Origin of the sequence: Streptomyces sp. NPDC005706 (assembly GCF_040631045.1) — a bacterium.
Lineage (GTDB): Bacteria > Actinomycetota > Actinomycetes > Streptomycetales > Streptomycetaceae > Streptomyces.
In genome coordinates, this window is sequence record NZ_JBEXYS010000035.1 from 22,268 (window position 1) to 46,171 (window position 23,904).

The 23,904-nt window shown below is 67.1% G+C and carries 21 protein-coding genes and 3 pseudogenes; 5 read left to right on the forward strand and 19 right to left on the reverse strand.

The window, feature by feature from the left end:
* Positions 1–115: 115 nt before the first annotated feature.
* Positions 116–694, forward strand: a complete 579-nt coding sequence (locus tag ABZ478_RS33820; RefSeq protein WP_359555607.1) for a GNAT family protein — start codon at positions 116–118, stop codon at positions 692–694.
* Between the two features lie 690 nt (positions 695–1,384).
* On the opposite strand, the gene ABZ478_RS33825 is transcribed toward ABZ478_RS33820, so the two are convergent.
* Together ABZ478_RS33825 and ABZ478_RS33830 are read right to left on the reverse strand one after the other, a co-directional pair.
* Entirely contained in the window at positions 1,385–2,104 is a 720-nt protein-coding gene (locus ABZ478_RS33825; protein WP_359555609.1) for a hypothetical protein, read from the reverse strand.
* 1,010 nt (positions 2,105–3,114) lie between these two features.
* Positions 3,115–4,809: a S28 family serine protease gene (locus tag ABZ478_RS33830; RefSeq protein WP_359555610.1), complete on the reverse strand. Its 1,695-nt coding sequence runs from the start codon at positions 4,807–4,809 to the stop codon at positions 3,115–3,117.
* 260 nt (positions 4,810–5,069) lie between these two features.
* On the opposite strand from ABZ478_RS33830, the pseudogene ABZ478_RS33835 reads away from it, so the two are divergent.
* Positions 5,070–6,001, forward strand: a pseudogene (locus ABZ478_RS33835) (IS5 family transposase).
* Between the two features lie 115 nt (positions 6,002–6,116).
* Here ABZ478_RS33835 and ABZ478_RS33840 read toward each other — a convergent pair.
* Positions 6,117–7,427 carry an MFS transporter gene (locus tag ABZ478_RS33840; RefSeq protein WP_359555613.1) on the reverse strand — a complete coding sequence of 437 codons (1,311 nt, stop codon included), beginning with the start codon at positions 7,425–7,427 and terminating at the stop codon, positions 6,117–6,119.
* Between the two features lie 89 nt (positions 7,428–7,516).
* On the opposite strand from ABZ478_RS33840, the gene ABZ478_RS33845 reads away from it, so the two are divergent.
* Positions 7,517–8,497 carry a winged helix-turn-helix domain-containing protein gene (locus ABZ478_RS33845; RefSeq protein ID WP_359555615.1) on the forward strand — a complete coding sequence of 327 codons (981 nt, stop codon included), beginning with the start codon at positions 7,517–7,519 and terminating at the stop codon, positions 8,495–8,497.
* Between the two features lie 167 nt (positions 8,498–8,664).
* Here ABZ478_RS33845 and ABZ478_RS33850 read toward each other — a convergent pair whose 3' ends face one another.
* The 10 genes from ABZ478_RS33850 to ABZ478_RS33895 form a co-directional block, all read right to left on the reverse strand.
* Entirely contained in the window at positions 8,665–9,084 is a 420-nt protein-coding gene (locus ABZ478_RS33850) for a hypothetical protein (RefSeq protein ID WP_359555617.1), read from the reverse strand.
* On the reverse strand, positions 9,081–10,076 hold the full coding sequence (locus ABZ478_RS33855) for a hypothetical protein (RefSeq protein WP_359555620.1): 996 nt from the start codon (positions 10,074–10,076) through the stop codon (positions 9,081–9,083). The genes ABZ478_RS33850 and ABZ478_RS33855 overlap by 4 nt, the downstream gene beginning before the upstream one ends.
* A gap of 6 nt (positions 10,077–10,082) precedes the next feature.
* Positions 10,083–10,439 carry a hypothetical protein gene (locus ABZ478_RS33860; protein WP_359555623.1) on the reverse strand — a complete coding sequence of 119 codons (357 nt, stop codon included), beginning with the start codon at positions 10,437–10,439 and terminating at the stop codon, positions 10,083–10,085.
* A complete protein-coding gene (locus ABZ478_RS33865; protein WP_359555625.1) occupies positions 10,436–10,783 on the reverse strand; it encodes a hypothetical protein in 348 nt (115 codons plus the stop codon). Before ABZ478_RS33865 ends, ABZ478_RS33860 begins: the two co-directional genes overlap by 4 nt.
* A 216-nt stretch (positions 10,784–10,999) precedes the next feature.
* Positions 11,000–11,386 (reverse strand): hypothetical protein, encoded by a 387-nt coding sequence (locus ABZ478_RS33870; protein ID WP_359555628.1) that lies wholly within the window; start codon positions 11,384–11,386, stop codon positions 11,000–11,002.
* A 58-nt stretch (positions 11,387–11,444) separates the two neighbouring features.
* Positions 11,445–11,660 (reverse strand): hypothetical protein, encoded by a 216-nt coding sequence (locus tag ABZ478_RS33875; protein WP_359555630.1) that lies wholly within the window; start codon positions 11,658–11,660, stop codon positions 11,445–11,447.
* Positions 11,661–11,802: 142 nt separating this feature from the next.
* Positions 11,803–12,342 (reverse strand): winged helix-turn-helix domain-containing protein, encoded by a 540-nt coding sequence (locus ABZ478_RS33880; protein ID WP_359555633.1) that lies wholly within the window; start codon positions 12,340–12,342, stop codon positions 11,803–11,805.
* A 111-nt stretch (positions 12,343–12,453) separates the two neighbouring features.
* The gene (locus tag ABZ478_RS33885) at positions 12,454–12,966 is read right to left on the reverse strand and encodes a hypothetical protein (RefSeq protein WP_359555635.1); all 513 of its coding nucleotides are present in this window, start codon (positions 12,964–12,966) and stop codon (positions 12,454–12,456) included.
* A 392-nt stretch (positions 12,967–13,358) separates the two neighbouring features.
* Complete coding sequence (locus tag ABZ478_RS33890) at positions 13,359–15,020, reverse strand: hypothetical protein (RefSeq protein WP_359555638.1); 1,662 nt, start codon at positions 15,018–15,020, stop codon at positions 13,359–13,361.
* A 1,378-nt stretch (positions 15,021–16,398) separates the two neighbouring features.
* Positions 16,399–16,575, reverse strand: a complete 177-nt coding sequence (locus ABZ478_RS33895) for a hypothetical protein (protein WP_359555640.1) — start codon at positions 16,573–16,575, stop codon at positions 16,399–16,401.
* A 192-nt stretch (positions 16,576–16,767) separates the two neighbouring features.
* On the opposite strand from ABZ478_RS33895, the gene ABZ478_RS33900 reads away from it, so the two are divergent.
* Complete coding sequence (locus tag ABZ478_RS33900) at positions 16,768–17,010, forward strand: hypothetical protein (RefSeq protein WP_359555643.1); 243 nt, start codon at positions 16,768–16,770, stop codon at positions 17,008–17,010.
* A gap of 922 nt (positions 17,011–17,932) precedes the next feature.
* On the opposite strand, the gene ABZ478_RS33905 is transcribed toward ABZ478_RS33900, so the two are convergent.
* Entirely contained in the window at positions 17,933–20,179 is a 2,247-nt protein-coding gene (locus ABZ478_RS33905) for a pentapeptide repeat-containing protein (RefSeq protein ID WP_359555645.1), read from the reverse strand.
* A 277-nt stretch (positions 20,180–20,456) separates the two neighbouring features.
* Here ABZ478_RS33905 and ABZ478_RS33910 point away from each other — a divergent pair, with 277 nt between their 5' ends.
* Positions 20,457–20,942 (forward strand): Tn3 family transposase, encoded by a 486-nt coding sequence (locus ABZ478_RS33910; protein WP_359555647.1) that lies wholly within the window; start codon positions 20,457–20,459, stop codon positions 20,940–20,942.
* Here ABZ478_RS33910 and ABZ478_RS33915 read toward each other — a convergent pair.
* The 5 genes and pseudogenes from ABZ478_RS33915 to ABZ478_RS33935 all read right to left on the reverse strand — a co-directional run bounded on the left by ABZ478_RS33915 (position 20,886) and on the right by ABZ478_RS33935 (position 23,832).
* Entirely contained in the window at positions 20,886–21,563 is a 678-nt protein-coding gene (locus tag ABZ478_RS33915; protein ID WP_359555649.1) for an arginase family protein, read from the reverse strand. The two genes, ABZ478_RS33910 and ABZ478_RS33915, sit on opposite strands and share 57 nt — an antisense overlap.
* A 247-nt stretch (positions 21,564–21,810) precedes the next feature.
* Positions 21,811–21,972 (reverse strand): annotated as a pseudogene (locus ABZ478_RS33920) (IS5/IS1182 family transposase); the annotation flags it as partial.
* A gap of 155 nt (positions 21,973–22,127) precedes the next feature.
* Positions 22,128–22,698: pseudogene (locus tag ABZ478_RS33925) on the reverse strand (transposase family protein); the annotation flags it as partial.
* A gap of 48 nt (positions 22,699–22,746) precedes the next feature.
* Positions 22,747–23,106 (reverse strand): hypothetical protein, encoded by a 360-nt coding sequence (locus tag ABZ478_RS33930; RefSeq protein WP_206307252.1) that lies wholly within the window; start codon positions 23,104–23,106, stop codon positions 22,747–22,749.
* A 153-nt stretch (positions 23,107–23,259) separates the two neighbouring features.
* Positions 23,260–23,832: a DUF4240 domain-containing protein gene (locus ABZ478_RS33935; RefSeq protein ID WP_359555652.1), complete on the reverse strand. Its 573-nt coding sequence runs from the start codon at positions 23,830–23,832 to the stop codon at positions 23,260–23,262.
* Between the last annotated feature and the right edge of the window lie 72 nt (positions 23,833–23,904).

Here is a 23,904-nt window from a genome sequence, read left to right on the forward strand (position 1 = left end):
GGGCACTCGGGCGCCGATGAGCGGACACGTCGTTCTGCCAGCCCGCTGAGAAAACCCGTTGCGAGTGGCCCTCATCGGATGTCTGATTGATCGGCCACCGATCAGGGGAGGGAATATGAGGGCATCACTGCCCACCCCCTCGTTGCACACCGCTCGCCTTCGACTGCGTCCCTTCGAAGACGCGGATGCGAACAACCTCTTCGCACTGCACAGCAGCGCCTACGTGCTGCGCTACTGGGACGCGCCACCGTGGAGCGAAAGCGTGCGCGCCGAGAAGTTCATCACGGCTTGCCGACAGATGGCACAGGAGGGCACCGGGGCGCGGCTGGCCGTGGACCGTGTCTCCGGCGGGGCGTTCATCGGCTGGTGCAGCTTGAGCAGGTGGAATCCGGACTACAGCAGCGCGTCGCTCGGCTACTGTTTCGACGATGCAGCGTGGGGCCGCGGCTATGCGACCGAGGCCGCGCGCGCTCTGCTGCGGTGGGCATTCGACACGTTGGACCTGAATCGCGTCCAAGCTGAGACCGATACGCGCAACGTGGCTTCCGCCCGCGTGCTGGAAAAGCTCGGCTTCGTGCGTGAAGGGACGTTGCGGGAAGACTGCGTCGTCAACGGCGAGGTCTCCGACTCGTGGGTCTACGGGCTGATCAGGCGGGAGTGGCAGCCGTCGTCAGAGCCGGGTCCCGCCCACTGAGTCCCGTCGCTCGGCACCCGGTATCGGCTAACGCCAAGCAAATGATCACTGCGCCTCATCCACACACATCAGCGAACCGGACACTGACTTACATGCCGGCCTTGCGACGATGTGGGTGTCTGACGGAATTCAGAGGCGACCTCATGGTGGCGTGCAGGCACCGCGCTCGGGCCGACGCGGACGTAGAACTCCGCGCGCTGTCCGCCGCGGTAGGCGTACACCTCTCTCGTGATCACCCCTCGTGGTGAACAGCCCGCCGCCGAAGACACCGCTTGGTTACAGTGACGGCGACCGGCGACGGGCCCGTCCTGCGAGCGCTGACCGCCGCACTCACAGTACGGGCCTGGCTCTGATCAGCGCACTGAACCGTCGATGCGAAAGAAGCCCACCCACCAGCCTTCGGTGAGAACGCCCAAGGGTCGTTCGGCCGGGCCGGCTTCCGTCTGCTCCGCAAGCGCGTCCTGCTCTACTCGTCACGCCGAGGCCAGACCGCATCATCAAGGACCCCGAAGCCCTCTGGGAACTCTTCCAGGAACTCTCGCCGCGCGGGGTCGAACTCCGCTTCGACAGCGCTGCGCTTTCCTTGCCGGGGCGGGTGCGGCCGTCGCTTGCCCCGGGTCACAGTCGTTCACCCTTAACGAAGGACATCGAAGGCCTCCCTCCTTCTTGCGCACGTCCCGTGCGATCCGGTCAGGGCCTGGGCTCGTCCAGCTTCGGCTTCCGTTTCACGTCGGTCACCTTCACGTTGCCCGTCTCCAGAGCCCCGAACGCTTCGACTATCACCCCGCCCCTGGCACCGGTGACCTCCAAAGCCAAGTGGTCGCCCATGAAGCGCAGGTCGAGCCTTGCCACTGGCGCGTCGCCCGCACGGTTCGGCATCCGGTGAATCCGCGACGCCGGGTAGTCCAGGCCCGTCAGCTTCTTGCGCATCGCCTGGTAGCTGGTCGTCTTCGTGTTCTTGAACGCCTCGCTGACGCGCTTTGCGTGCTCGCTGCCGCTGCACTTCTCGATATCGGTCAGCGGCACTTCCATGAGCGACTTGGGCTTGGCGGGAGAAGGGGTCGACTCCGGCGGCTCGGGAGCACCCGAAGGAAGTCGAACAGGAATGTCGCCGTCGGCGTTCGCGACACCCGGCGGAGTCTCGCCCGGCCCGTATCTCGGTTCGGGCGTTCCCTCCCAACCGGGCAGGTCCTCCGGCTCGGGCGCGACATCATCACCCTTGTCATTGGGAGCGTCCGGGACGCAGTGCAGCGTGACGCGGTTGATCAGCTCAAGGAACCGCGTCTCCCGATCTTTTTGCGGAGCGTCCAGCATGGTTGTTGCCGAAACCGCGCTGCCTGCGGGGGTGTGATCGGCGGCGGCGTTCTGAGTGCCGCAGCCGGAGAGGACCATGCAGCCGAGCGCGGCCACCAGACCAGGCTTCGAGAGAGATGTCGATCGCATGCACGCACCATGCAGGAAGCCGATCACAGCCCACATGAGTACCCATACTCACCATCACCCGAGTAACGCCCAACGCGCCGGGTGCGGCGTCCTGGTGTGCCAGGGCGCCACACGGCGATCGTGTGTGCCGCTCCGCGACGTGGGGATCCCTCCCCTGCGCCCCTTCACCCGGCGACCGGAGTGGCCGCGGGTGTGGTGGGGGCCGGCGGGGGCGGAGAGCAGGAGCGCGCACAGAGCGGCGGCCATGAGCGGGACGGTGAAGTTCCCGCCGCGGGCCGCCCAGGATGATGCCGCCGGCTACGCCCAGGCGGTTCGCGCCGGACACGGGGCCGGAAGCGGGGCGAGCAGGGGAAGCCATCCGGCGGCGAACACCGTGCCCAGCAGCAGGTGCAGTGGCCTGGGAGCGATCGCGGGCTGGAGGCGGGCGCACGCGGCGCCCCCGAGCAGTCCGGCTCGTCGTACGACGCAGCGCACGCGCACCACCCGCAACGTCGCCGGACCGCGCCACGCTCGGCGCGAGCGTCACCATCGGGGTTGGGGCCCTCGTCCACTGCGGCACGATGACCGGCGACCGGGCACAGCTCGTCCCCGACTCCTTCCTGATAGAAGGGCGAGGACGTCCCGCTGGAGCACGGTGGAACGGGAATCCCGCCGGGGGCAGCAGATGCCGTCAGCGATGGGAAGGCCGACCGACCGATCTGCAGCTGAGTGTCATCGTGTTCCCGTCTCCTTGCCCGCGGTATCTCCCGGATAGGACGGTTCGTGCGTTCACCCATCCGCAGTCGGTGTGGCCCACTGGCGTCCTCCCGTCGCCAGGGGGCGATGTCGAAGCGCAGCGAAGGCCCTCGCCGGCTCAGCTCGAGTGATGGTCGGCACCGCGTAGCTCTCAAAAGCACCGCAAGCGGTCGGCGGTCACGGAGCCGGAAGTGTTGCGATGACGGTCGCGAGAACGTCGACGCCCCCTACGCCCTTCCTCTTCACGCCGAGGGTGACGTGCCCCCTGCCCAGAGGGTCAGCATGCCGATGGCCTCCGCACGGTCGGCGGGGGACAGTTCCGCGATCGCGGTGCTGTGGTTGGCGTCGGGCGCCCACAGGAGGCGGGAGCCCCTGACGCCGGGCCGGAAGGACTCGGCGACCGAGGGGTCCTGGGCGCCGTTGACGAACAGCAGCCGGCTGCCGTGGCGGTGGACCCAGCGGTCGATGTCCGGCATGGCGTCACGATCGAAACGCATCGGGATGTCACGCGGAACAAGCGTACGGGGCTCGCCGGCGTCCGGGTAGCGCAGGAGGCGGGACAAGTGCCGGGTGGGGAAACTGACATACCCCAGCTGGGTGCCGAGTTGGTAGAAGTAAGGGATGTAGCGCTGCAGCGCCGTGTCGGCGTAGAGGGCCAGGCCCGTGATGTCGTCCAGCCACGTGTACAGCTCGTCGGCACTGCAGTTCGAGCCGGGTATGGCGGCGCCGTCCGCGGCGGTATTGCGCTGCCAGAACATGAACGGAGCTCGCAGGACGGCGATTTCGAGGGCCTTGTCGGCGCTGCCGACGACGCGAAACGAGGTGTAGTTCGCGGCGGCCCAGGACTCATAGCGGGCGACCAGGTCGGAGCGGCGCAGCAGAGCCTGCTGCTGCACGGTCCGCAGGGCTTCGCGGCACTCCGCGCTGCCCACTCGCTCCAGGAACCGCGCATAGGCGGTGTCGTCACGGTCGTCGACGTTGTTCGGGGCCGAGTAGGCCACCGTGCCGTCCACGTCGCCGGGGTGGAAGCGGCGGTGGTAGACGCTGGTCATGCCGCCTTTGCTGCTGCCGGTCGAGATCCAGGCGCCGCGGTAGAGCCGGCGGAAGAGGCGGACGACGCGGTGGTGGTCGTCGGCTGCCTGACGGATGGTCAGCAGGGAGTGGTCGGCGTTCGCCGGGCGCGAGGTCCCGAAGAAGCGGTGCTCGACCTGAAGCTGGTTGCCGCCCAGCAGCACGGTCGGTTCAGCCCGCCGGGGCGTGAGCGACGCCTCATAGCCTGTGCTGAACAGGACGGTGGGGCGGTCGACGGAGGTGTGGAGCAGGGTCAGGCGCTGCTCGAAGGTACCGGCCGCGGGGTCTGTGTGGTCGGCAGGCTGGCGCAGGCCGAGGACGAAGAAGCGGTATCCCGCCTCAGCGCCTTGGCGTTCCTCGATCACCCTCAGCCCCGGCAGAGCCCGCAGGGCGGTCAGGATGTCGCCGCCAAGGCGGGTGCTGGACATCCCCGCGGCAGTCGCGGGTGCGGCCGCCGTTACGGCGAGGCCCGCGGTCGCCGCCGCCGAGGTCAGAAGACGCCGTCTCGTCCACGTGTGCATGTGATTCCTCCTGTGCGGCGGCCGCCGCGACGGCACCAGGTACCCGAGCGGCGCAGCGGTCTCTTCCTCGGCCTGCTGACCGTTCCAGTACAGCCCCCGGGCGCTGCTGCAACATCCCGCGCGCGGGGGGACTTCCTCCCCCGCGCGGGGGAGATCTTCCGCGAACGTCTCTCCGGTTTCGACGCGGTAGCTGCTGCGGATCGTCGAGGGCCAGGTCGGTGAGCGGGCGCTGCTGCCGAGCCAGGCAGCCAGCACGTCTGCGCTCTCCTGATCGGTGAGGCTGACGCGAGCGCCGGGCACGCTCTGGTATTCGCCGACCCAGCGGCGGAACTTGTCCCGCGCCACCTCCTGGCGCCCCCACCAGCCGTGCTGCACTGGTCGGCCGCCCGCTTCGCCCTACACGCGGTCCCCACCCTCACCAGCCGCGCAGCAGGCCGCTGAACGAATCACAGCTTCGTCTCAGCCGCCGACCCTTTGGGCGAACTGTTCGCACGCAAACGATCTTGGGCCTGGGCACGTAGCCGTTCACGTCTTCTACCGAGAGGACTAGGCACTGTTTCTCGGATCTCCGCACGTGAGTGGTTTGTTGGGGCCAGGCTGGCTTCATGGGACGTGGAGATCTGACCAACGCGGAGTGGGAGCGGTTGGAGTCGTTCTTACCTCGTGGTGGTGCCCGTGGGGGCCGGTGGAGTGATCACCGGCGGGTGATCAACGGAGTGCTGTATCGAGTGCGGACGGGGGTGCAGTGGCGGGATCTGCCGGAGCGGTTCGGTCCGTGGGAGACGGTCTACAAGCGGCATCGCCGCTGGTCGGCGGACGGGACGTGGCAGATGCTGCTGTCGAAGGTGCAGGCCGCCGAGGACGCCGCGGGCCGGATCGACTGGGACGTGTCGGTGGACTCGACTGCGGTGCGGGCCCACCAGCATGCCGCCGGCGCGAGGAAGGCACCGGCGGCCGTGGCTTCTCAAAAGGGGGTCGGCCGGGGGACGAACCAGGTCGATCCGCTGCTTCGGAAACTGGTCGTCCGTCTGGAGGAGGTGGTCAGATCAGCGAGTGCCTGGGACGCTCCCGCGGCGGCTTCACCACCAAAATCCACCTCGCCGCCGACGGAGGATGTCGGCCCCTCGCCATCCTGCTGACACCAGGACACTACGGTGACGGCCCCCAGCTCGAGCGCGTCCTGAATCAGATCTCCGTGCCCCGAACCGGCGTCGGACGTCCCCGCAGCCGGCCCGATCACGTCCTGGCCGACAAGGCCTACACCGCCCGCAGTAACCGCCGTTACCTGCGGCGACGCGGAATCCCACACACCATCCCCGAACGCCTCGATCAGCAAAGGCACCGGCGCAACCGCGGTTCCCAAGGCGGTCGTCCCACCGTGTTCGACCGCCAGCGCTACAAGAAGCGCAACACCGTCGAGCGCGCCATCAACCGGCTGAAGGGCTTCCGCGCAGTCGCCACACGCTACGAGAAACGCGCCTACACCTACCTCGGCACCGTCACCCTCGCAGCCCTCATCATCTGGCTCCGCACATGATCCGAGAAACAGCGCCTAGGACTCCTAGCACAATGAGCTAGCGGGAATGACTGTCTGTCAGAGAGACGTGGGGGTGGGGTTCGTGACGGCTCGTGGCCGACCCGTCCTGCGACGGCTATCGCGCAGGAGGACTACACGCATGCTGTTCGGTGCTGTTCTCTGATCCCGTTGAGTCGTTCGAGACGGGGACCGGGGAGGTGGACGGGTGCCAGGTGAGAATCCAGCCGGCGGTAAGCGCCACCGCGCCGCCTGCCAGGGCGATTGCGCCGCCTGTTCCAATGCCTGCGGCCACTGAGCCCAAGCAAACCGGCCCGACGCCCTGTAGCGTCATGCTGCCGGAGCCGAGCAAGCCGAAGGCCTGGCCTTGGCCATCCTGCGGCAGGGCGTCCAGGAACGGGCGTTGCAGGCCGAGACCGTAGGCGTATCCGAGGCCGCTGAGCAGCAGCAGACAGGACGAGACGCCCACTCCGGGCTCGGCAGCAAAGCCGATCAGCGGCAGCCCCGCTAGCGCAACCAACGGGACTACCAGTCGCTCTCGGGCGCGTGGCCGCAGTAGTCGACCCACCAGCAGGTCACCGACAAGCATGCCGACCGGCAGACAGCCCATCAGCACGGCGTACCAGCCGGGCGCGAAGTGGCGTTCTCCCGCGTAGGCGACGATGAGGCCTTCCGCGCCCGCTACGAACGCGACGGGTAGCCACTGGGCCAGCATCAGGCGTCGCACTGTGCGTCCGCGCAGCAGCATGCCTGCACCATGCAGGCTTGCACGGACGGCCCCGCTGTCGCCCCCAGCGCTGCCGGGTGTGCCGCCGCCCGGCTGCAGCCGGGGTAGCCGGATGCGGATAGCAAGCGCGCAGCCGAGGTAAAGGACGGCGCTGACCGCGAGCGCCCGGCGTGGGCCGAGTGCCACGACGACCGCACCTCCCAGCGCCAGGCCGAACAATTGCGCGCCGGCGCCAGCGATGTTGTTCAGTGAGCGGCCCAGTACATAGGCGTCGCCTTCCAGCGACTGCGCGACCAGCCGACTCGACGCGCCATGAAACACCGGTGTGGCGAGGGAGACCAGCGCCACGACACCGAGGCTTGCCGCGATCGGCATCCGCACCAAGGCGAGCAGCAGGGCGGCGGCACACGTCAAGGCGTAGCCGCCGGTAATGAGCGCGCGGGGCGGCAGTCGGTCGGCCAGTGAGCCCAGCAACAGCGAGCCGAACAGCTGCGGGATGAACCCGATGCCGAAGGCCACTGCGCTCAGCAGCGCGGAGCCGGTGGCCGAGAAGACCAGAACCGAGAACGTGGTGATCCGCAGCGCGTCCGCAGTGATCGAGACGGCGCGGGTTGAGAAGAGCAGCCGGAATCGCGGCTCGGCCAGCACCTCCCGGTAGGTGGCACGGTGGTTGCCCTGCGCGGGCTCGGCGGTTGGGGTCATGACGCGCAGCCTCGCCGTGGGCCCACACCCCAGACCAATGATTCGTCACTGGACGAATCGGAGCGGACGTCCGGCGGTAGCATGGCCGGGTGCTGCGTTTCAAAGTCTCCGTCGAGGACCTATTGCGCAGCCGCTTCGCACTATCGCCCGCGCTGGACCTCTGCTTGCTGCTGCGCTCGCTCGCCGGTCACGACCGGCCGCTGCCGCGAGCCTGGGCCTCCCGGCTCAGGCCGGCTTTTGAACGGCTTCGCCGCGAGACCGAACTGAACGCCGCCCTTGCCCTGCAGGCCCCGCAAGGCGGACCGAACTTCGTCGCCCCTCCCCCGCGCGGCCTCAACCAAACCTGGGCAGACGACCTGGCCATGATCCGGGCCACACCGCTGGAAGCGGCCCGCCTCGAGTTCGCCACCACCGCGACCGGCCCGTTGGCCCGTGATCCCCGCGTACGCGAAGTACTGGACTCGCCGGACGCCGTCGCCAGGATTGCCGAGGCGATGGACCAGGCATGGCACGAGCTGCTCGCCGCGGACTGGCCGCAACTGCGCGCGATCTGTGAGCGCGATGTCGTGCACCGGGTGGGTGTGATCGGCGAACGCGGCTGGGCCACGACCATCGAGAGCCTGCACCCGAGCATCGCCTGGCAAGCCGGCGGTATCGAGATCGGCCACTTTCCCCAAGTGGGAACAGTTCGCCTCGCCGGCGACGGGCTCCTGCTGATCCCTTCGATCTTCGTCGGGAACATCGCCGCCCACCTTGAAGATCCCTGGCCCAGAACCTTGGTCTATCGCGCCCGCGGCACCGCCGCCCTGTGGGGCGAACAGGAGACCGTCCCCCAACCGGACGCGCTGACCGCTCTGGTCGGCCGGTCACGAGCCCGGCTGCTGTTGGCGCTGGACGCCCCGGCCAGTACCAGCCACCTCGCCCGAGGCCTCGCCATGGCACCCGGCGCGGTAGGAGACCACCTCGCTGTCCTGCGAGGCGCGGGGCTGCTCGTCCGCGCCCGGTCCGGACGGTCGGTGCTCTACCGGCGCACCCCGCTCGGCGAGGCACTGGTCGCCGGTTCGGGCTGAGGGCTCAGATCAGCACTGTTTTGAGGTGCCGCCAGCAGATGATGTTGGGAAGGCTTAGCACAGTGTCTCCATGCCGTAAATGCCCGGCTTCATCGAAGGTTGTTCAAAACTATGCGGGCCAGGATGTGAGGATCTGAGTCCCTGCCCGGAGGGCTGCGGAGCCACTGTTAGGGGGAGGTCTCTGGTCTGGGAAGGGGAACCACTGATGCATCAGCCCTGGACGCAGCCAGGGCTGCGTTTTCAAGGGTCAGGAGGCTGTTGGCCGTAGCGCAGCTCTTGAGGCGTTCTCCCAGTTCAGCGCAGTGTGCGATCAGCTTGGCGTGCTTGTCTTTGAGGTCCGCGTGTTCGCTGAGTCGTGCGGCGAAGGCCTTCGGAGTGGAGGCCGCGGCCTGGCCTCGGGCCTGAAAGAGCTCCTTGAGGTCCAAGTGCTGATGGGTGAGATACCAGCGCTTGACACTGGCCTCGATCGCCAGCTGCGAGACGCTGAGGCGCCCGCTCGATCGCAAGGGGGTGCCGTCCAAAAGGCGGTCCATTGCAGCGATGATCGCGTCACGGATCGGGTCGGCGGCGGGTGTGCTGGCTGTCATTCCTGGGTGCCTTGTTCGTGTTCGCTGACGATGCGGTCCAGGCGCTGCAGCTCGTGGCGCTCACGTGCGTATCGGATCGGAGGCGCGAGCTGATCGGCGGTGGCCTTTTGCAGGTCGTCGCGCTGGGCTCGGACGTGCTCGATGCCGCGGTCGGTGCGGGCGATGTTGCGGCAGCGGGGGCGGCAGTCGTCGAGATCGGGGGTGACGAGCGGGTCGTCGGCAGTTCCTTGAAGTTGGCAGGCGGCCTGGCAGGGGTCGAGGACGCAGGTCATGCCCTGGCCGTGGAAGATCTGCAGGAGAGGGTTGCCCAGCAGGTCGTGAGCCTGACGCTCGCTGGTCAGGACGTGGCCGGCGAACTGGCGGTTGGCCGCGCTCACGCGTTGGCGGTATGCAGCGGCGGCCGGGCCGCTGACGTGCTCGCCGCTGCGGAGGGCTTCTTCGTCCTCGGCGAGGATCTCGACGCGGTAAAGCCAATCCTCGAAAGCGCACTCGTCGGGGAAGCCGGATTCGTAGGTGCCCGCGTACCCCTGGAGCATTCTCGCGTGGAGGTGACCGTATTGGATCGAGGCCGCGACCAGTCCGCGGGGCCGGCGGCGGATGAACCAGGCAAGGGTGCGCCGGAAGCGTGAGGAAGTGGGTGAGCCCAGGCCCTCGGTGGGGATGCCGTCGTTGCGGCCGCGCGCGTGACACTGCTGGTTGACCCAGGTGATGAACCGCTTCATATCGAGGGTTAGCGTGTCGTCGGTGCGGGCCTGGCCTGGCCGCTTGGTGCCGCGCCGGTCCTGGCGGCCTTGCTCCAGCCAGACCGGGAACAGCAGCTGGTGGGGGTGGAGGCGCTCCAGCACGGCCACGGCCCTGGCGACGGCCTCGATGACCACCCAGGGATCTCGGCGGACGAGTCCGTCCGGGACCTTGTTGCCGTTGGCGTCGACGGCGTTCTTGAAGAACTTGCCCTGTAGCAGCCAAAGGCCCGTGTCTGGCTGGTGGGTCACGCATCCTCACTCCAGGTTGATTACCTCCCCGGGGCGGCCGCCCGACAGGTAGGCGACGCTGACCTGCTGCGGGGGCCAGGCCAGCGTCGCCAGATAGCGGCAGAAGATGCCGACGCAGCGGTAGATTCTCTGCGCCGTGTGCAGGGAGGTGACACCCGCCCCCGGCGCGGTGCGCCGGGCGAAGGCCTCGGCCAGTGCAACCCGCAGACTCTCCGGGCCGGGAAAGGCCCCGAACCGATAGTCGTAGTAGCGGCCACCGTCTTGCGCGAAGACTCTGACCACCAGGTCCGGGCCCGGCAGCAGCCCGCGGGTGGTGGTCTGCCCGGCATCGGGCAGCGCCGCCCGCCGACCCCGCGGGCTCAACGGACCCCAGCCAGCGGATCGGTGCGGACGCTGGGATGCGCAGCGAACGCTGCCGCCATGAACGGGCCGATGGGAAACCCCTCGGCATGCGCCAGCAGCAGCTCGACGTCCAAGGACCGAAACGGCTCAAGGTAGATGTCCTTGGTCGTCTCCACCCGCCGATGCCCAAGGAGCGTTTGGACCAGGTGCCAGACATCCCCGAACTGCTCGCGGAAGTCGCGCGCCTCGTCCTGGCTGAGGCTGGCCAGCCGACCTGCGCTCACAAGTTTGCCGATCGAGAACCACTTCAGCGCGAACGAGTGCCGCAACATGTGGGCGGTGCAGGTGAACCCCTCTAGCACCATTCTTCCCATCATTCGGGGGTGCACGGGTTGGCAAGCGCCCTTGTGCAGCTTTGGACGTTGCATGGCCGAATCGCGCATGCCTCGTTCGGAGGCCGGGCCGGCGGCGGTGCAGGAGGGGAAGACCTGATCGTAGGTACGAAGCCGATCACTAGGCTCCTCGTCATGACCAGCGCACTCGCATTCATTTGCTCATCCGATGGGACGCACCGCCCTGAACTAGAGATCACCGCTGCGGTGCCGTCCTCTGCCCGAGACGGTCAGCAGCGATGACGGACATCCGAGTGCCGCTGCTCCCTCAGGCGCCTGAAGGTTTGAGCCGACGAGCCCGGTACTCCATCGAGACACACGGGCTGCGTGTTCCCCGCCGCGATCTCGCGTTTGGAGGAAGACATGCCCGCAGATCTTGCCGTGGCTTTCGGCGACCCAGGCCAGCCAGCGTTTGCTTGCGAGCCGGTCCCGGATCCAGTCCTCAGCGTGTTTCATGGGACGAACCGGCTCGGAGGGGTCTCCGTCATGGTCCTCTTGCTTGAATGCCCAGCGCAGACGGGCCAGTTCTGGCGCATCAGCCGCGTCAGCCTCGCGCACATTGACGTCTGTGATCATCACGCAAGTCTCGCGCACCCTGTGTTGTCGCGCTCGCAGTCTTCTGGGCCCAGCTCCATCAGCCTGCCGGTAAGCCGTCCATGATCAGTCCGATGGCGGCCAAGCAGCCGTCGACCAGGTCCGGGCGGTACTGGATCTGCTTGAGCCGGTGCTTCACCGCCATGGTGATGTGACCGAGGTCAGCAGCGGCCAGATTGCCGATGTCGCGCTTGACCAGGGACCAGATGCCCTCCTGCGGATTTAGGTCCGGGTGAAGGCGGACGTTGTCCCACACGAGAACGATCTCGGCTCACCCTTGCGGCCCTGGTACTCGCGGCAGGTCATGCCCGCCATCGACACACGTCCCGATCCCCGACCACGCACCCGGACGACAGGCGTCTTGCCAATCCGGCCCCAGGTCCTGGCACGCGGCGGCGTCATCGACTGCCCGGCTTCATCCTCAAAGACCAGCCAGGCCCCGAGCGCCGCCGCGATGCTCTTACCCGCGGCCAGGTCTCCTTCTTCCACACCTCGACGGCCGCATCGTCACGCTCGATCGCCCGCCGGGCGGGCTGCTGCCACGACCAGCCTTGCCGCTTCAGCAACCGCCACGTGCCCTCCACCGTGTACGAAACGTGGAACAGTCGGCCGACCAGCGTCTTCACCCGTGCCAGCGTCCACCGCTGATCCGCCCAGCCATGCGCAAGCGGGCCCCGCTCCAACTCCCGCTCCAGCCTCGCGATCTGGTCCAGGCCGAGCCTCGGGCGGCCCGGCGAACCCTTCGACCGGACACCGAGCTCACCCCGCTCGCGCCAGGCCCGCCACCACCGCTCCACCGACCGCTCGCTCACTCGCAACGCGGCAGCGATCTCTCGGTTCTTCTCCCCGCTCTCGAAGCGTTCCACGGCCTGCAGCCGAATCCGCTCCCGCGCGGCCCTCTCAGCGTCGGTCAGCCCGCGGCCCTGCGCATACCTCACGAATCAGGGCTACCGTAGCCGGCCCGCCGCTGTCTGGCGAGCGGCCCCGACATCACTCAATCAGGTTCAGTAGCATGAGTGGGGGCTTTGAGCGCGACGCGGTCGGCGAACTCAGTGCGGCCGCGGAAGGCAATCGTTGAGCTCAGGGACGGACAGGCAATGAGTGGCGTTGCCTGTTTGCGAGCTAACGCTCACGAGGCGGATCACGTCTTCGGGCATGTTGAAGGCGGCGACTCGGGAGGGTGGCATGACCACTTTGCCGATCTGCCGGTCCAGCTCTGCGACCAGGTTCTGGCCGACTCGGTATAGCCCGATAGGGACGCGCGTGCCAGCAGGGTATCCGTAGACCACCAGGTCACGACTGTGTTCCCAGTCTTCTGGGAGCTGCGCTCCCTGGTCCCAATGCAGAGGTACCTCGTATGTGCTCGTCACCTCGCCGGAGCTCGCCGTCAGGGTCAGTCCGCCGGACAGGGCGATTGCCGTACGGGCCGGCTCGGATGGGAGAAACGTCCAATCGGTGCCTTGCATCAGATGGTTACCGACGTCCTCGACCTCGATCGCACGATTATCGAAGAGTGTGTTCTGCGATAGTTCCTGCGCGTCCTTGCTGGTGACGGGCTCCACGGGGGTGCTATATGTCCGTCCTCCTGCTTCCACCGTGAGGGTGATCGGTTCGCTCTCTGGGAACCCGTACAAGCACAGATTCACCTGGCCTCCCAGGCGTACCTCTGGGTCTTGTGTGGATGGGTTGTCGGACAACAGCCAGGCCAGGGGGGTGTCTGGGCGGCTTGGCGGTTGGCAGTCGACACCGCCGGCTCCATAGCCTCCCAACTGAACCTGCTGTGCCAGCAGCAGGTCCTCGGCGGAGGAGGGTGTCGCGTCATGTGCGGTAGCCGCAGGCGCGTGCCTGGTCGGAAGTGCGGCTTGGGTCTCGCGTTGCGCCCCGCAGCCAAGGGCGAGAAGGCACACCCCGGCCAGCCACAGAGGTAGTCGCTTGTTCACTGTCCCATCACCAATCATCGTGCCGTCTCCTTGGCGGCCGTACCACAGTGCTTCTCGGCCTGGCGCCGCTCTTCCTTGAAGACTTGCTTGTACTCGTCGAGGAACTGGGTGCTCACCCTGCCGGCCTGTTGCGCCGCCCTCAGCTGGGTCAGGGCATCCTGCTGGGCGGTTCGGCCCGTTCGCAGCTCGCAACGCCTGAGACTCCAGCCCGCCCGCAGGCCTTGCCAGAGGGCGCGTTGGAATGGGTCCCGCCCGTGCTCGATAGCGGCCTGAATGTGCCGGGTGGCCGCCACGAGATCGCCTTTTTCAGCCGCGCGGACGGCGGCGATCGATTCCGCGATCGCGCGGAGTTCGGCGGAGCCGGTGATGTTCGATGCCTCCGTGACCGCTGCCACGGCCCGTTCCACGCGGCCGTCATCCCGCACGAGATGCGCGCTGATGCGGCAACTCTCGACCTGTGCGAGGTTCACTGTGGCTTTGAGCCGTCCGAGTTCGGTAAAACGTGGGTCTCCTGAAAGGGCTCGCAGGTTTTGTGCAACCTGGGCGAGGTCTCCGGGACGTACGGTTCCGGGCATGCAGTCGTGCTTGGGCCCCAAGGCCAGGAGGTATGTATTGAGCTGCAGACTGAGTGCGGCGCGCCGTCCGGTCGGCGAGGTCTTGTTGATGGCGCGGTAGTCGGCGCGGGCCACCTCAAGCAGTTTCTGCCTTTTGGTGCCGGTTTCTCCGCTCGCTTCGGCCTCTGCGGCATGGCCGTGGAACAGCCGGACCAGATCAGGCGGCACGAAGCCGCCGGTGTCGTCTTGCTGTTTCGTGTCGAGTAGCCCCTTGAAGACCTCTCCGGCCTTGGCGGGGCTGCCCGTGCGCCAGGTATCCAGCGCGTCCACGAACTTGGCCAGAGGATTGATCAGCCGCGTCAGATTGTCGTTCAATTGTGCCCGACTCTGCGCCGACTCCCAACCACTGGTGATGAGGAGCGGTGCGCCCAGGAACCAGCCGGCGAGCTCGGGCGCGTCGGGGACCTGGTCGGCTCTTACGAAGATGGCCGGCAGCAAATTGCTCTGGCCGGCTGGGTCCGTACTGACCAAGCCGCCCACGGCGAACTCGGCGTTGGTCTCGTCCGCGAACTTTGCAGTCTCCCGCTCCAGCCTGTTGCGGTGCGGGCCCTTGAGATCGGCGAGCGGCAGCGACACCTCGCTGGCGTAATTGCGGACGGCGGTCGCAGCGGGAATCCTCCCCGCCATGGCATGGGCGAAGTCTGCCGCGACATCGTCCAGGACTCGCTTGTCTTGGTGCCCGTTATACCCGGCGAAACCGACCACGGCTACGTCACGCACTCCGCTTATCCGTGGGAGCGGTGGTGGCGGGGGACGGAACGCGAAGAGCGTCGCCACGCTACCGAGGAAGAGGCCTGCGGCTGCGATCCACACCAGGATCCGGGTCAATGTCGAGGGCTGTGTGAATTTCTCCTTCACCACGGCGCGTACTGCCAGAACATACCCGGCCAGCGCGGCAAGGATTGTCAGAGTGAGCGGAACCGGTGAAAGAGCGGAACCGAATTTCTCCACCACAAGAAGCGCACAGGGAACGCAAGCCGCGAACACGCCGAGCAGCGACCACACCCACAGGGAGGCACCACTCTCGCCATCTGCGGTGGCATCCGTTGAGTGGTCAGGCATAAACCTCCTCACTCCATCGGCTCACCTGCGCAACCATATGCCGACGAGCATGGTAGAGCCGACATGCGGCGTCAGCGATCAACGCCACACTCAGTAGCAATCTTTCTCTCGGAAATTCCCCGGATCAGAGGCAGCAGCGAAAAAGCGGCTCGACGGTGATTGCGTTCACAGCAGCAGTCGTTCATCGATCAAGGCGCCTCTTTGACCTCTTACGGTTCCAGATGGTGAACAGGCCGCTGGTGTTGGTGGGTGTGAGCATGAGGAGCCAGGCGGTGGCCGTTCATCAGCGGATGGAGAGGCGGTACTAGGACCACCGACACAAGGGCTGATGCACCGACCTAGCCGCTTACGGCCCCGGCGGGCTTCGGGCGGAGCGGAGACGACAGGATACGAACCTGTGTGGGCCCCGAAAAGGGCCAGACCGTGAGGCGAACTCGCTGGTCCCCGATCAATGACCCCGGTAACCGCTCCCTTGCTCCCGGCGGCGGACAGCGTCACCGTGTCGGTGCCGAGGTCCAGCACAGCGCGGGACGCGGTCAGCGTATCCGCAAGCCGCCGCCGGCCGGCATGCCGTCGATGTGCAGCAGGCTCGGCATCATGCGGCCGACGGCTTGACCGTCCACCGCGGCCGGTAGCGGCGATCAGCTACGTGGATGTGGCAGCTCGGTGCCGTGGCAGGCCGGACGTAGCCCGTGGTGACGGCGCGATTGCGCTCAACCTTGATCGCTCATGAGTAGGGCGAGTAGTGGTAGATGATCAACGCTGCCACGGCGGCGGCGAACCACGGCCTCTTGATGCTCAGTCCTCGACTGTGCCGGTCCAATTGCCACACAAACGTGAGCAGGGAGAACAGCAGGAGCGCACCTGCGAGCACTTCAACGACGTGGGATCTTCCTACATGGAGCATGGCCGGGATGTAACTATGCGCTGCGGCCTTCCGTCCATAGGCCGTACCTGGTCAGCCCTGTGTTCGAGTCCCGGCCCGGCCGTCGCGGCGGCCGCCACACCACTGGAGTTCCTGGTCTGTCGAGACGGATCGCGCCGTGGGAGTAAGCCGTCTGAACGCCTCTGGATCGGCGGGGCGCGGCGGGCCCGGTGACCATGACCGCCGCCACACCAATCACCGCAAACCACCGCAAACGGCACCCTGAGAAGGCCACCGGCGGGGATGTCGGCCCGGCAGGCGACGGACAACGCCCTGCGGCCGGCACCACCCGGTGCCGGCAGGACAAGTGATGAGGGGGCCCGGAGCGGCGTGGATCAACGCGCGCACGAACCCCGGCACGACGCCACAGATGCGGTCCGGGTACAGGAAGGCCCCCGCCCCGCGGGCAGGCGCGGAGCGGGGCCGGGGTGACGGTGGTCAGAACGCCGTCAGTCAGCGGTCTCGGACTTTCGCGGTCTCGTCGGCGGTCAGGATGTACGCGGGCAGCGTTAACACCCCTTCGCTCATCGCCCGGTACATGCGGTGGACGCCGTCGATCAGCAGCAGCGCCGGGTTGCCGTCGAACTGCATCGTGGCGATGATCACCGGCTTGTCGAGGTCGGTCTGCATCGCGTGTCTGGCGTTGAAGTGGGACTGGTCCGGGCCGAAGACCGGGCACCAGGGCTCGCCGTCGTAGTCCGGCGTGAGCAGGTTCAGGTGGTAGGCGGCTGCCCAGTCGGCGACAGGGATCTGGACGACGGGGCGGGGCTATTCCTCCAACAGCTCCTGAGCCCTGTCGGTGTCGAACACCCAGGACCCGTAGTGGAACGTCTGACGGTGGGTAGCGAGGGGCATGAGCAGGTTGTCAGTCTGCAGGAGCACATCCTGTCGGCGGCCTACGCCCGGGCCACCGCCGTGGAGGAGCGCTTCCTCGACGCATTCCGGGCATTGATGGCCCGCAGTGGCGACGCGTTCGCTGCCGAGTCCGTTGACGAGCAACGCCTGGCGGAGCTGCAGGCGCGGCGTGATCTAGAGGAGCAGCAGGAGCGGGGACACGCCGCGTGAGCCAGAACGACCCGCCCACCTCTCTTGAAGTGGCCTTCCTTCTGGACGAGCGGCTCACCAAGCATGCCCTCTAGCGGGCATCACGTTGGCTCTGCTCTCCGCCATCGGCTACAGCCGTCACGCTACGGGCCCGCTACACCAACGCGACCACCAACGCAGCTGCCGCGAGTGCAGGACGTTTGTGCCTGCTGCCCTTGGCTCTCGCTCAGGGCGCCTGGCCCCGCGTCGAACACGGCACCGAGTCCGTGGGCTGGCTCATCTTCCTCGGGATCGTGCCGACCTCGCTCGCCTACCGCTGACACTTCAACGGGCTGACCACGGTCCGCAGCACTACCGCGGCCCTACTTGTCCTCCTCGAACCGGCCACGGCCGCAATCCTGGCAGTCGTCCTGGGTGAGCAGATCAGCACCCCCTGGTTCTCGGGTCGGTCCTCCTCGTGACAGCCATCGCCGTCCTGTCACACGACCAGGCATGAGCTCGTGGCCCTCGCCCGCCCAGGCTGGCGGGGGGCCACCCAACCGAACCATCCACGCTCACAAAAAGGCCCACCCAAGCTGCCAGGCGCGGCTGCCGCGAAATTACGGGCCTGAGGCAACTATCGATCCCGGGCCGGTGTCCCGCCGTCGTGGTCGCATTCATCCGAAAGTGCGTAACAGACACGACGGGCGCCGCAAGCGACCTGGCGGCGCCCGCGCAGGCCCCCGTCCGCTCACGCGGCGACCAAGTCATCGAGCGGAACGCACGGGCAGGCCACCGGGGAGCGTCGTGACAGCGCCACGGTGAGCCTCGGGGCGAGGGATTTCGCACGTCACTTCCCCTGCACGGGCCCGTATGGCCCGGGCCAGGACGGCCAGGCGCGGCATCTTCGGCCGTCCAGTACCGCTCGCAGCCCTCCCCGTGATCGTCACACGCCGGTTCTGGACTACCGCCTAACTCGTCCGCGAACGGCAAGCACCGCAAGGGCCAGCAGCGCCGGCTCGGTCAGGCGGGATGCCATCTCGGTGTAGGTGCCGATGGTGGTGAGGTTCTGATCAGAGGAGCGGAAAACGACCGAGTTCACGACGATCCGCATGGACTTCTCCCAGCGCTGGGATGTCAATCGGGAGCGCAACGGGCCGGAAGGGTTTACGGGGGCGGGGTTGTCCGTGGTCAGTGAGATCTTCTGCTCGGTCAGGTGCCCGGTTGTTACGGCGCGTGAGTGCTCTCCGGGGATGCCCCATAACGTCGTGATCAGGATCGTAGCGGCCATGGCTCCCAAGAGACAGACAAGAGCCCTTGAAGCGCGTAAACCATAGCCGGATACGGCCCAGTACAGTGTGAGCAACGCGCGCTCCGAGCGGGGTCGGTCGCCGTCGTGGCGGCGCATCTCCATCTCGCCGTAGTAGAAGTCTGCGGCGTCCGGTTCGTTCTTGGCGTCCTCGAATGACTTCCGCAGCTGGCGGTACACGGGGGCGAGGGCGGCCGGCTGTTCGGGGAATGTCCCGGAAGGCGCGGGTGTCCAGCCGGTCGAGCCGGTGGCGGCACGCCAGTGATGTTCCTCGGCGAGGGTGCGACGCTGTGTCCACCGGACCGGAAGGACGCCATGCCGGTGCAGACCGGTGGGTGCGGCCGCGAAGGCGCAGCGGCCTTCGAGGCGGAGTTGGTCCAGGTGGAAGGTGCCGGTGAGCTGGCATCCGGACAAGTCGATGTCGGTCAGTGCCAAGTGCGCCGCGTCGACCCCGCTTAGCGAGGTGATCCGGGCACTTGGATCCAGGCCAGCCAGACCGGACTCGTCGATCGGCCGCCGGTCGTAGGTGAAGGCAGACAGGCGGGTGGCCACGCTCAGCGGAGACTCGATGACGGCGTCCGTGAGGTCCAATGTCGCGTAGCGCAGACGCAGTGTGGCCGTGGAGTCCCAGCGAGTCCTGTTACATACGAAGAAGGCGCTTGCTGCCTCGATGGTCACCGGGCCGTTGAAGCGTGCACCTGAGAGATCCAGCTCTCCCTTGCAGGCGAGCGGGCCCAGTTGGGACAGGGTTTCGAAGGTCGCGCCACTGAAGAACGCGCTAGTGGAGAACGTCGCCGCGCCGAAGGCAGCACTGTTGGAGAAGGTCGTCTTGCGAAAGTGCGCCTCAGCGTAGAACACAGTCCCGCTGAAGTCGGCGCTGTCCGAGAACACCGCTCCGAGGAAGTGGGCGCTGCTGGAGAACGACGTCCTGTGGAAGGCGGCAGGGCTGGAGAACGTTGTGGCGTCGAAGCGGGCGCTTCCGAGGAGCGTCACCAAGTTGAAGCAGGCGCTGCCGGAGAAGGTCACCCCGACGAACCAGGCGTCGCCGGAAAACTTCACGCTATGAAAGTCGGCGCTGCCGGACAACGTCGCCGAGTGGAAACGGACGTCGCCGGCGAACCGCGCTTCGCCGAAGTCGGCATCACTGGAGAACACCGCCTTGCGCAAGTTCACACTGCCGGAGAAAGCCGCACTGTCGAAGATAGCTTTGCCGGCGAATTCCACCCTGTCGAACCCCGCGTTCCCGGAGAACACTGCACTGCGGAAGTTGGCTTCGGCGAACGTGGCCTGGTTGAAACGGACGTCATGGGAGAACGTCGCGGCACCGAACCAGGCGTCACCGGAGAAAGCTGCCCCGATGAACACCGCGTCGGTGAACGTCGCATTGTCGAAGCGGGCGTCAAGGCGGAACACCGCCCCACTGAAGTCCGCAGCGCTGGAGAACACCGCCGTGCTGAACCCGGCACTCGCGGCGAACGTCGTCCTTCTGAACCCGGCGCTCCCGGCGAACGACGCCCCGCGGAAGAGGGCCTCGCCCGAGAACACCGCATCGTCGAACCAGACGTGCCCGAAGGTGACTTGGCGGAAGTCGGCTGTATCGGAGAACGTGGCGGCTTCAAAGCGAGCATGGCTGACCAGCCGTTGCCCGCTGTTCGGGTCCTGGAGCGCGTCGAGGAGCCGATGCAGCAGATCACCGGTGAAGGTGGTACCGGAGTGATTGACCTCGGTGTCGGGAGCCAGGCCGGCCAGGTACGTCGCGCGGGAGGCATCCGGCAGGTGAGCCAGGCAGGCATCGTACGGGTCGACGATGACACCACGGCAGCCCACGGGGTCGTCCGGACCTGCACCTACGGCGCAGTGCGGCCAGGGCGGCGGATTCAGGTTCAGCGCGGTCGTGGTCACCAGGAGAAAAGATCAAAAGGGAGTAGTAATTGCAAGAACCGTGGCTGCACTCCTGCCTCCAACGTTAACGCAGCGGTCTCTGCCTCCCTCGATGAACTGCGTGCACTGCGGCAAGCTGCTGCCCGAGGGCTCGCGGCGGGACCGGGCGTACGTACGCCACCGCGATCCGGACCCGGACCGGCTCCACCGAGGCGATCCTGCGGCGCTTCACCCGCTACGCCTCCCGCCCCCCTACGCGGCCATACTGAAGGTCGGCCGAGCCCAGAAGACCATCTTCGTGGCCCGCTACCTGCGGCTGCGCGACCTTCAGCGGGAGATCGAGGAGGGCCTGAACGTCATGGAGTCCTCCAACGGCGCCAATTCCGTGATCGCCTACGGCAAGGGCGGGGAGATCGCCTCGAACCGGCGCGACGACCAGGAGATGTTCGTGTGCCTGCGGATCCTCCAGTCCGTCCTGGTCTACGTGAACACCCTGATGCTCCAGGACATCCTCGGCGAACCGGAGTGGGCCGACCTCCTTACCGACGCCGACCGTCGCGGCCTGACCCCGCTGTTCTGGCCACGTACGCCCGTACGGCGAGGTGAATCTCGACATGGAGGCCCGTCTGAACCTCACCGCAACTACGGTGCCGGGCGCCCGGGCACCGATCAACGGTGTTGGCTCGGCTGCGGCGGGAAGACGATGACTGACCGGTACAGGCTGTCGCTATTGGAAAGCCATGCCGTCGAGGATTCTTTGGAGGACGTGGTCGCTGTTGGCTGAGTCGGCGGCGGGGGCATGCTCCGTGATCCCTATGCCGGCGAAGTTGAAGCGCTTGGTCAGCGCGTGCAGGGCGGCGCGCAGCTGGTCGGGGTGCAGACCCCCGGGTTCCGGGCAGAACAGGCTGGTGAAGTGCTCGGGGTCCAGCACGTCCAGGTCCAGGTGGATGTAGACGTGCGTGGCCCCTGTACCTGCCACCGCGGAAATCAGTTGGTCCGGTTCCCGGAGAGCCTGAACGGACAGGGCTCGGATTCGTTCGGACTCGATGAAGTCCAGCTCGGCGGGATCGAGGGCACGAGCGCCCGCGAGCACGATCTGCCGGGTGGAAAGGCGCTCCTCCGGCCTGGGCACCAGTTGTGACGGCCCCTGGCCGAGCAGGGTACGCAGCACCATTCCGTGGAAGCCCCCCGAGGGAGATGTGTCGGGGGTGTTGAGGTCCGCGTGGGCGTCGAACCAGACAACTGCCAGGCTGTCGCCATGGCGAGCGACGGCGCGGGCGACAGGCGCGAGCTCGAGGGGCCGCCCATGCCCTGCGAGTCCTGTCAGTAGCGCAGGCACTACGAGGCTAGAGCACTGTCCGTACCCGAGCCTGATTGGCAGCTCCTCCGGGTGAGCCCAGGGCATGGGGCAGCGAGTCGAAGTACCGGCCGTCGAAGACCGAGAGCTGGATCCTTCCACGAACCAGCCATGCGCCCAGGCCTGAGCCGTGCCCGGTACCGCCCCCGGGCGAGATGCGGGGTGATCTGGAACCGGCGCACCTTGTCCTGATATGGCTCCTGGTCATAGCCCCGGTCGGAGTACAGGTACTCGGGTCCGGCGCAGTGGCTAGCCGCGCTTACTGCGGATCGGCAGCACGGCCTGGATCAGCGGGACGAACGGGGGTGGAGTCGACCGTTGGGCGAGAGAAGTCCAGCGGGCCTGCGGCCCGCGGCTGGGAGAGCGACAGATCGTGCTGCCAGACCCCGGCCTCGTTCCAATCTGACAGCCGTCGCCAGTAGGTCATCCTCGAGCCGAAGCCCAGCTCCCGGGGCAACCGCATCGACGGCACCCTGGCGGGCTCAGGTGAGTAGCCGAATGGCAGGAGCCTCTTTGCTGGTGGCGAGCGGGTGGTCGCAGTGGCTGCACGTGTCGCGTACCGGCTGGATCATGTTGGTCTGGACGCTGAACGTTCCGGGCTGTCGCGCCTGAGGGCAGTAGTACCCGAGATGCAGGCGAACCCATGGCGTGGGCGACAGTGCGGTGGCCGCCTGGTTGCGCTTGGTGTCGTGGAAGGGCGCCCCCCACACCTTGCAGTCGTTGCGGTTCCCGGGCAGCGGTTGGCCGACCACGACGACGAGTCGGGTGTCGGCGTCTATGACGACCTGGTGGTTGGTGGAGTACCGGTAGTTCTTCGACTGCTCGGCGATGGTGTGATCGCGAGTAGGCACCAGGGTGCCGTCCACGATGAGCACGGCGTCCTCGGCGAACCGCTTGCGGGGCTGGAGCGCTAGCAGCGGCCCGAGGTGGTCGATGATGCGGTCTGCTGCCGACTTTGACACCCCGAACAGCGGAGCGAGCCGGCGCATCGTCAGGTTTGTGCGCCAGTACGCCGCGACTAGCAGTGTCCGTTCCTCCAAGGGCAGGCCCCATGGCCGACCTTTGGGACCGCGTCCGCACCTTCGCGCCGCAGCATGGTCACCAGCTTCCCGAAGGCACGCGGGCTCAGCCCGGTGAACGGCGCTATCCAGGACGGCTCCGACACCGTGATCACACCAGCCACGCCGGGATCATCGCACCGCAGCGTGCCCCGCCAGCAGGCCTCCCCACCTCAGCGGAACTCGTGGACCACCTGGATCTCGCCGACGATGTGGGCATTGAAGTCGTCCAGCTCCTCGGCCGGAACCCAGAGCTCGAGGATCGTCTGCCCACCGGCCTGCTGGATGGGATACCGGCTCAAGAACTCCGACTCGACCTCAAAACGAGTGACGAAGCCGGCACCATCGTGCTTCACATTCCAGTCCCGCGCGATCCTGACCGCGTAGTCCTCGTTGAGGACCGGGTAGAAGATCGGCTGCTCGGGCAGCCGGGGCGGCCAGGCACGCCAGTTCAGCTCCCGAACCAGATCCAGCTCCTTGGGGCCGGTGGGGCGCCACAGGGTCGTCGTTGCTTGTTGGCTGGTCATCTGCATCGCTCTCTGAACGTAGGCCGCTGGTGCGGCGTGACGGAAGAGCGGACGATACCGGCACCGCGAACTCATCAGCCACGCAGTTTCCGCACCGTGACCAGCAGTTACGGGACAACCCTTAGCCATGAGCATCACGGAACGACTAGAGCCCTCTCTTCAGGGGCTTGCGCCAAGGAACAGGGCGGCCAGACGGGGAACCCGACAGCTCATCTCCCTGTCGTCGTCGAAGTCGAAATCCTCGCCCATAGCAACCGTGTTGCCGCTCTCTGTATCAGCCCCGCGGAAACTACGCCAGGCTTCGTAGAAGGCCTCCGCATCATCCGTGATCCGTTCGAACGCCCCGCTGGCCGCATAGTTCACGTCCTCGTAGAACAGCACCTCGGAACGGTCCTGGACGTTCGCCGCCTGAACAACATCAGGGTGCGCAGCGAGGCTGTCGGGGTCAGCCGCCACGCGCTGGTACCACTGACAGCCCAAGGCGATCACACCAGCGCGAAAGTCCATGAAGCTGTCGTCGGAGCACCCACCCCCGATGAGGTAAGCAGCCGCCCACACATCCCAGCGATACAGGGCGTCATGCAACTCATCGAAGCGTTCCGCATACTCCAGGATCTCCTGCCGCGGTCTCTCTGCGAGCCGCTTGACGAGAACCTCGTCAAATGGCTCGCCCGTTGTGGCAGCCCCGGCTTGCGCAGCTTCGATGACGTCCCAGAACGTGTTGATCTCCATGACCGCTGACTCTGCCACGAGCCGATGACAATCGAACCTGGCCACCTTGCCGGTACCCGTTTCACGGAACTG

Excerpts from the sequence above, each read along its gene's own strand:
- ABZ478_RS33870 (WP_359555628.1), bottom strand. The coding sequence starts at position 11,386 with ATGATCACAGACGTCAATGTGCGCGAGGCTGACGCGGCTGATGCGCCA.
- ABZ478_RS33820 (WP_359555607.1), top strand. The coding sequence starts at position 116 with ATGAGGGCATCACTGCCCACCCCCTCGTTGCACACCGCTCGCCTTCGA.
- ABZ478_RS33935 (WP_359555652.1), bottom strand. The coding sequence starts at position 23,832 with ATGGAGATCAACACGTTCTGGGACGTCATCGAAGCTGCGCAAGCCGGG.
- ABZ478_RS33915 (WP_359555649.1), bottom strand. The coding sequence starts at position 21,563 with ATGCCCTGGGCTCACCCGGAGGAGCTGCCAATCAGGCTCGGGTACGGA.
- ABZ478_RS33895 (WP_359555640.1), bottom strand. The coding sequence starts at position 16,575 with ATGCAGACCGACCTCGACAAGCCGGTGATCATCGCCACGATGCAGTTC.
- ABZ478_RS33850 (WP_359555617.1), bottom strand. The coding sequence starts at position 9,084 with ATGACAGCCAGCACACCCGCCGCCGACCCGATCCGTGACGCGATCATC.
- ABZ478_RS33890 (WP_359555638.1), bottom strand. The coding sequence starts at position 15,020 with ATGCCTGACCACTCAACGGATGCCACCGCAGATGGCGAGAGTGGTGCC.
- ABZ478_RS33840 (WP_359555613.1), bottom strand. The coding sequence starts at position 7,427 with ATGACCCCAACCGCCGAGCCCGCGCAGGGCAACCACCGTGCCACCTAC.
- ABZ478_RS33930 (WP_206307252.1), bottom strand. The coding sequence starts at position 23,106 with ATGCAGATGACCAGCCAACAAGCAACGACGACCCTGTGGCGCCCCACC.
- ABZ478_RS33865 (WP_359555625.1), bottom strand. The coding sequence starts at position 10,783 with ATGGTGCTAGAGGGGTTCACCTGCACCGCCCACATGTTGCGGCACTCG.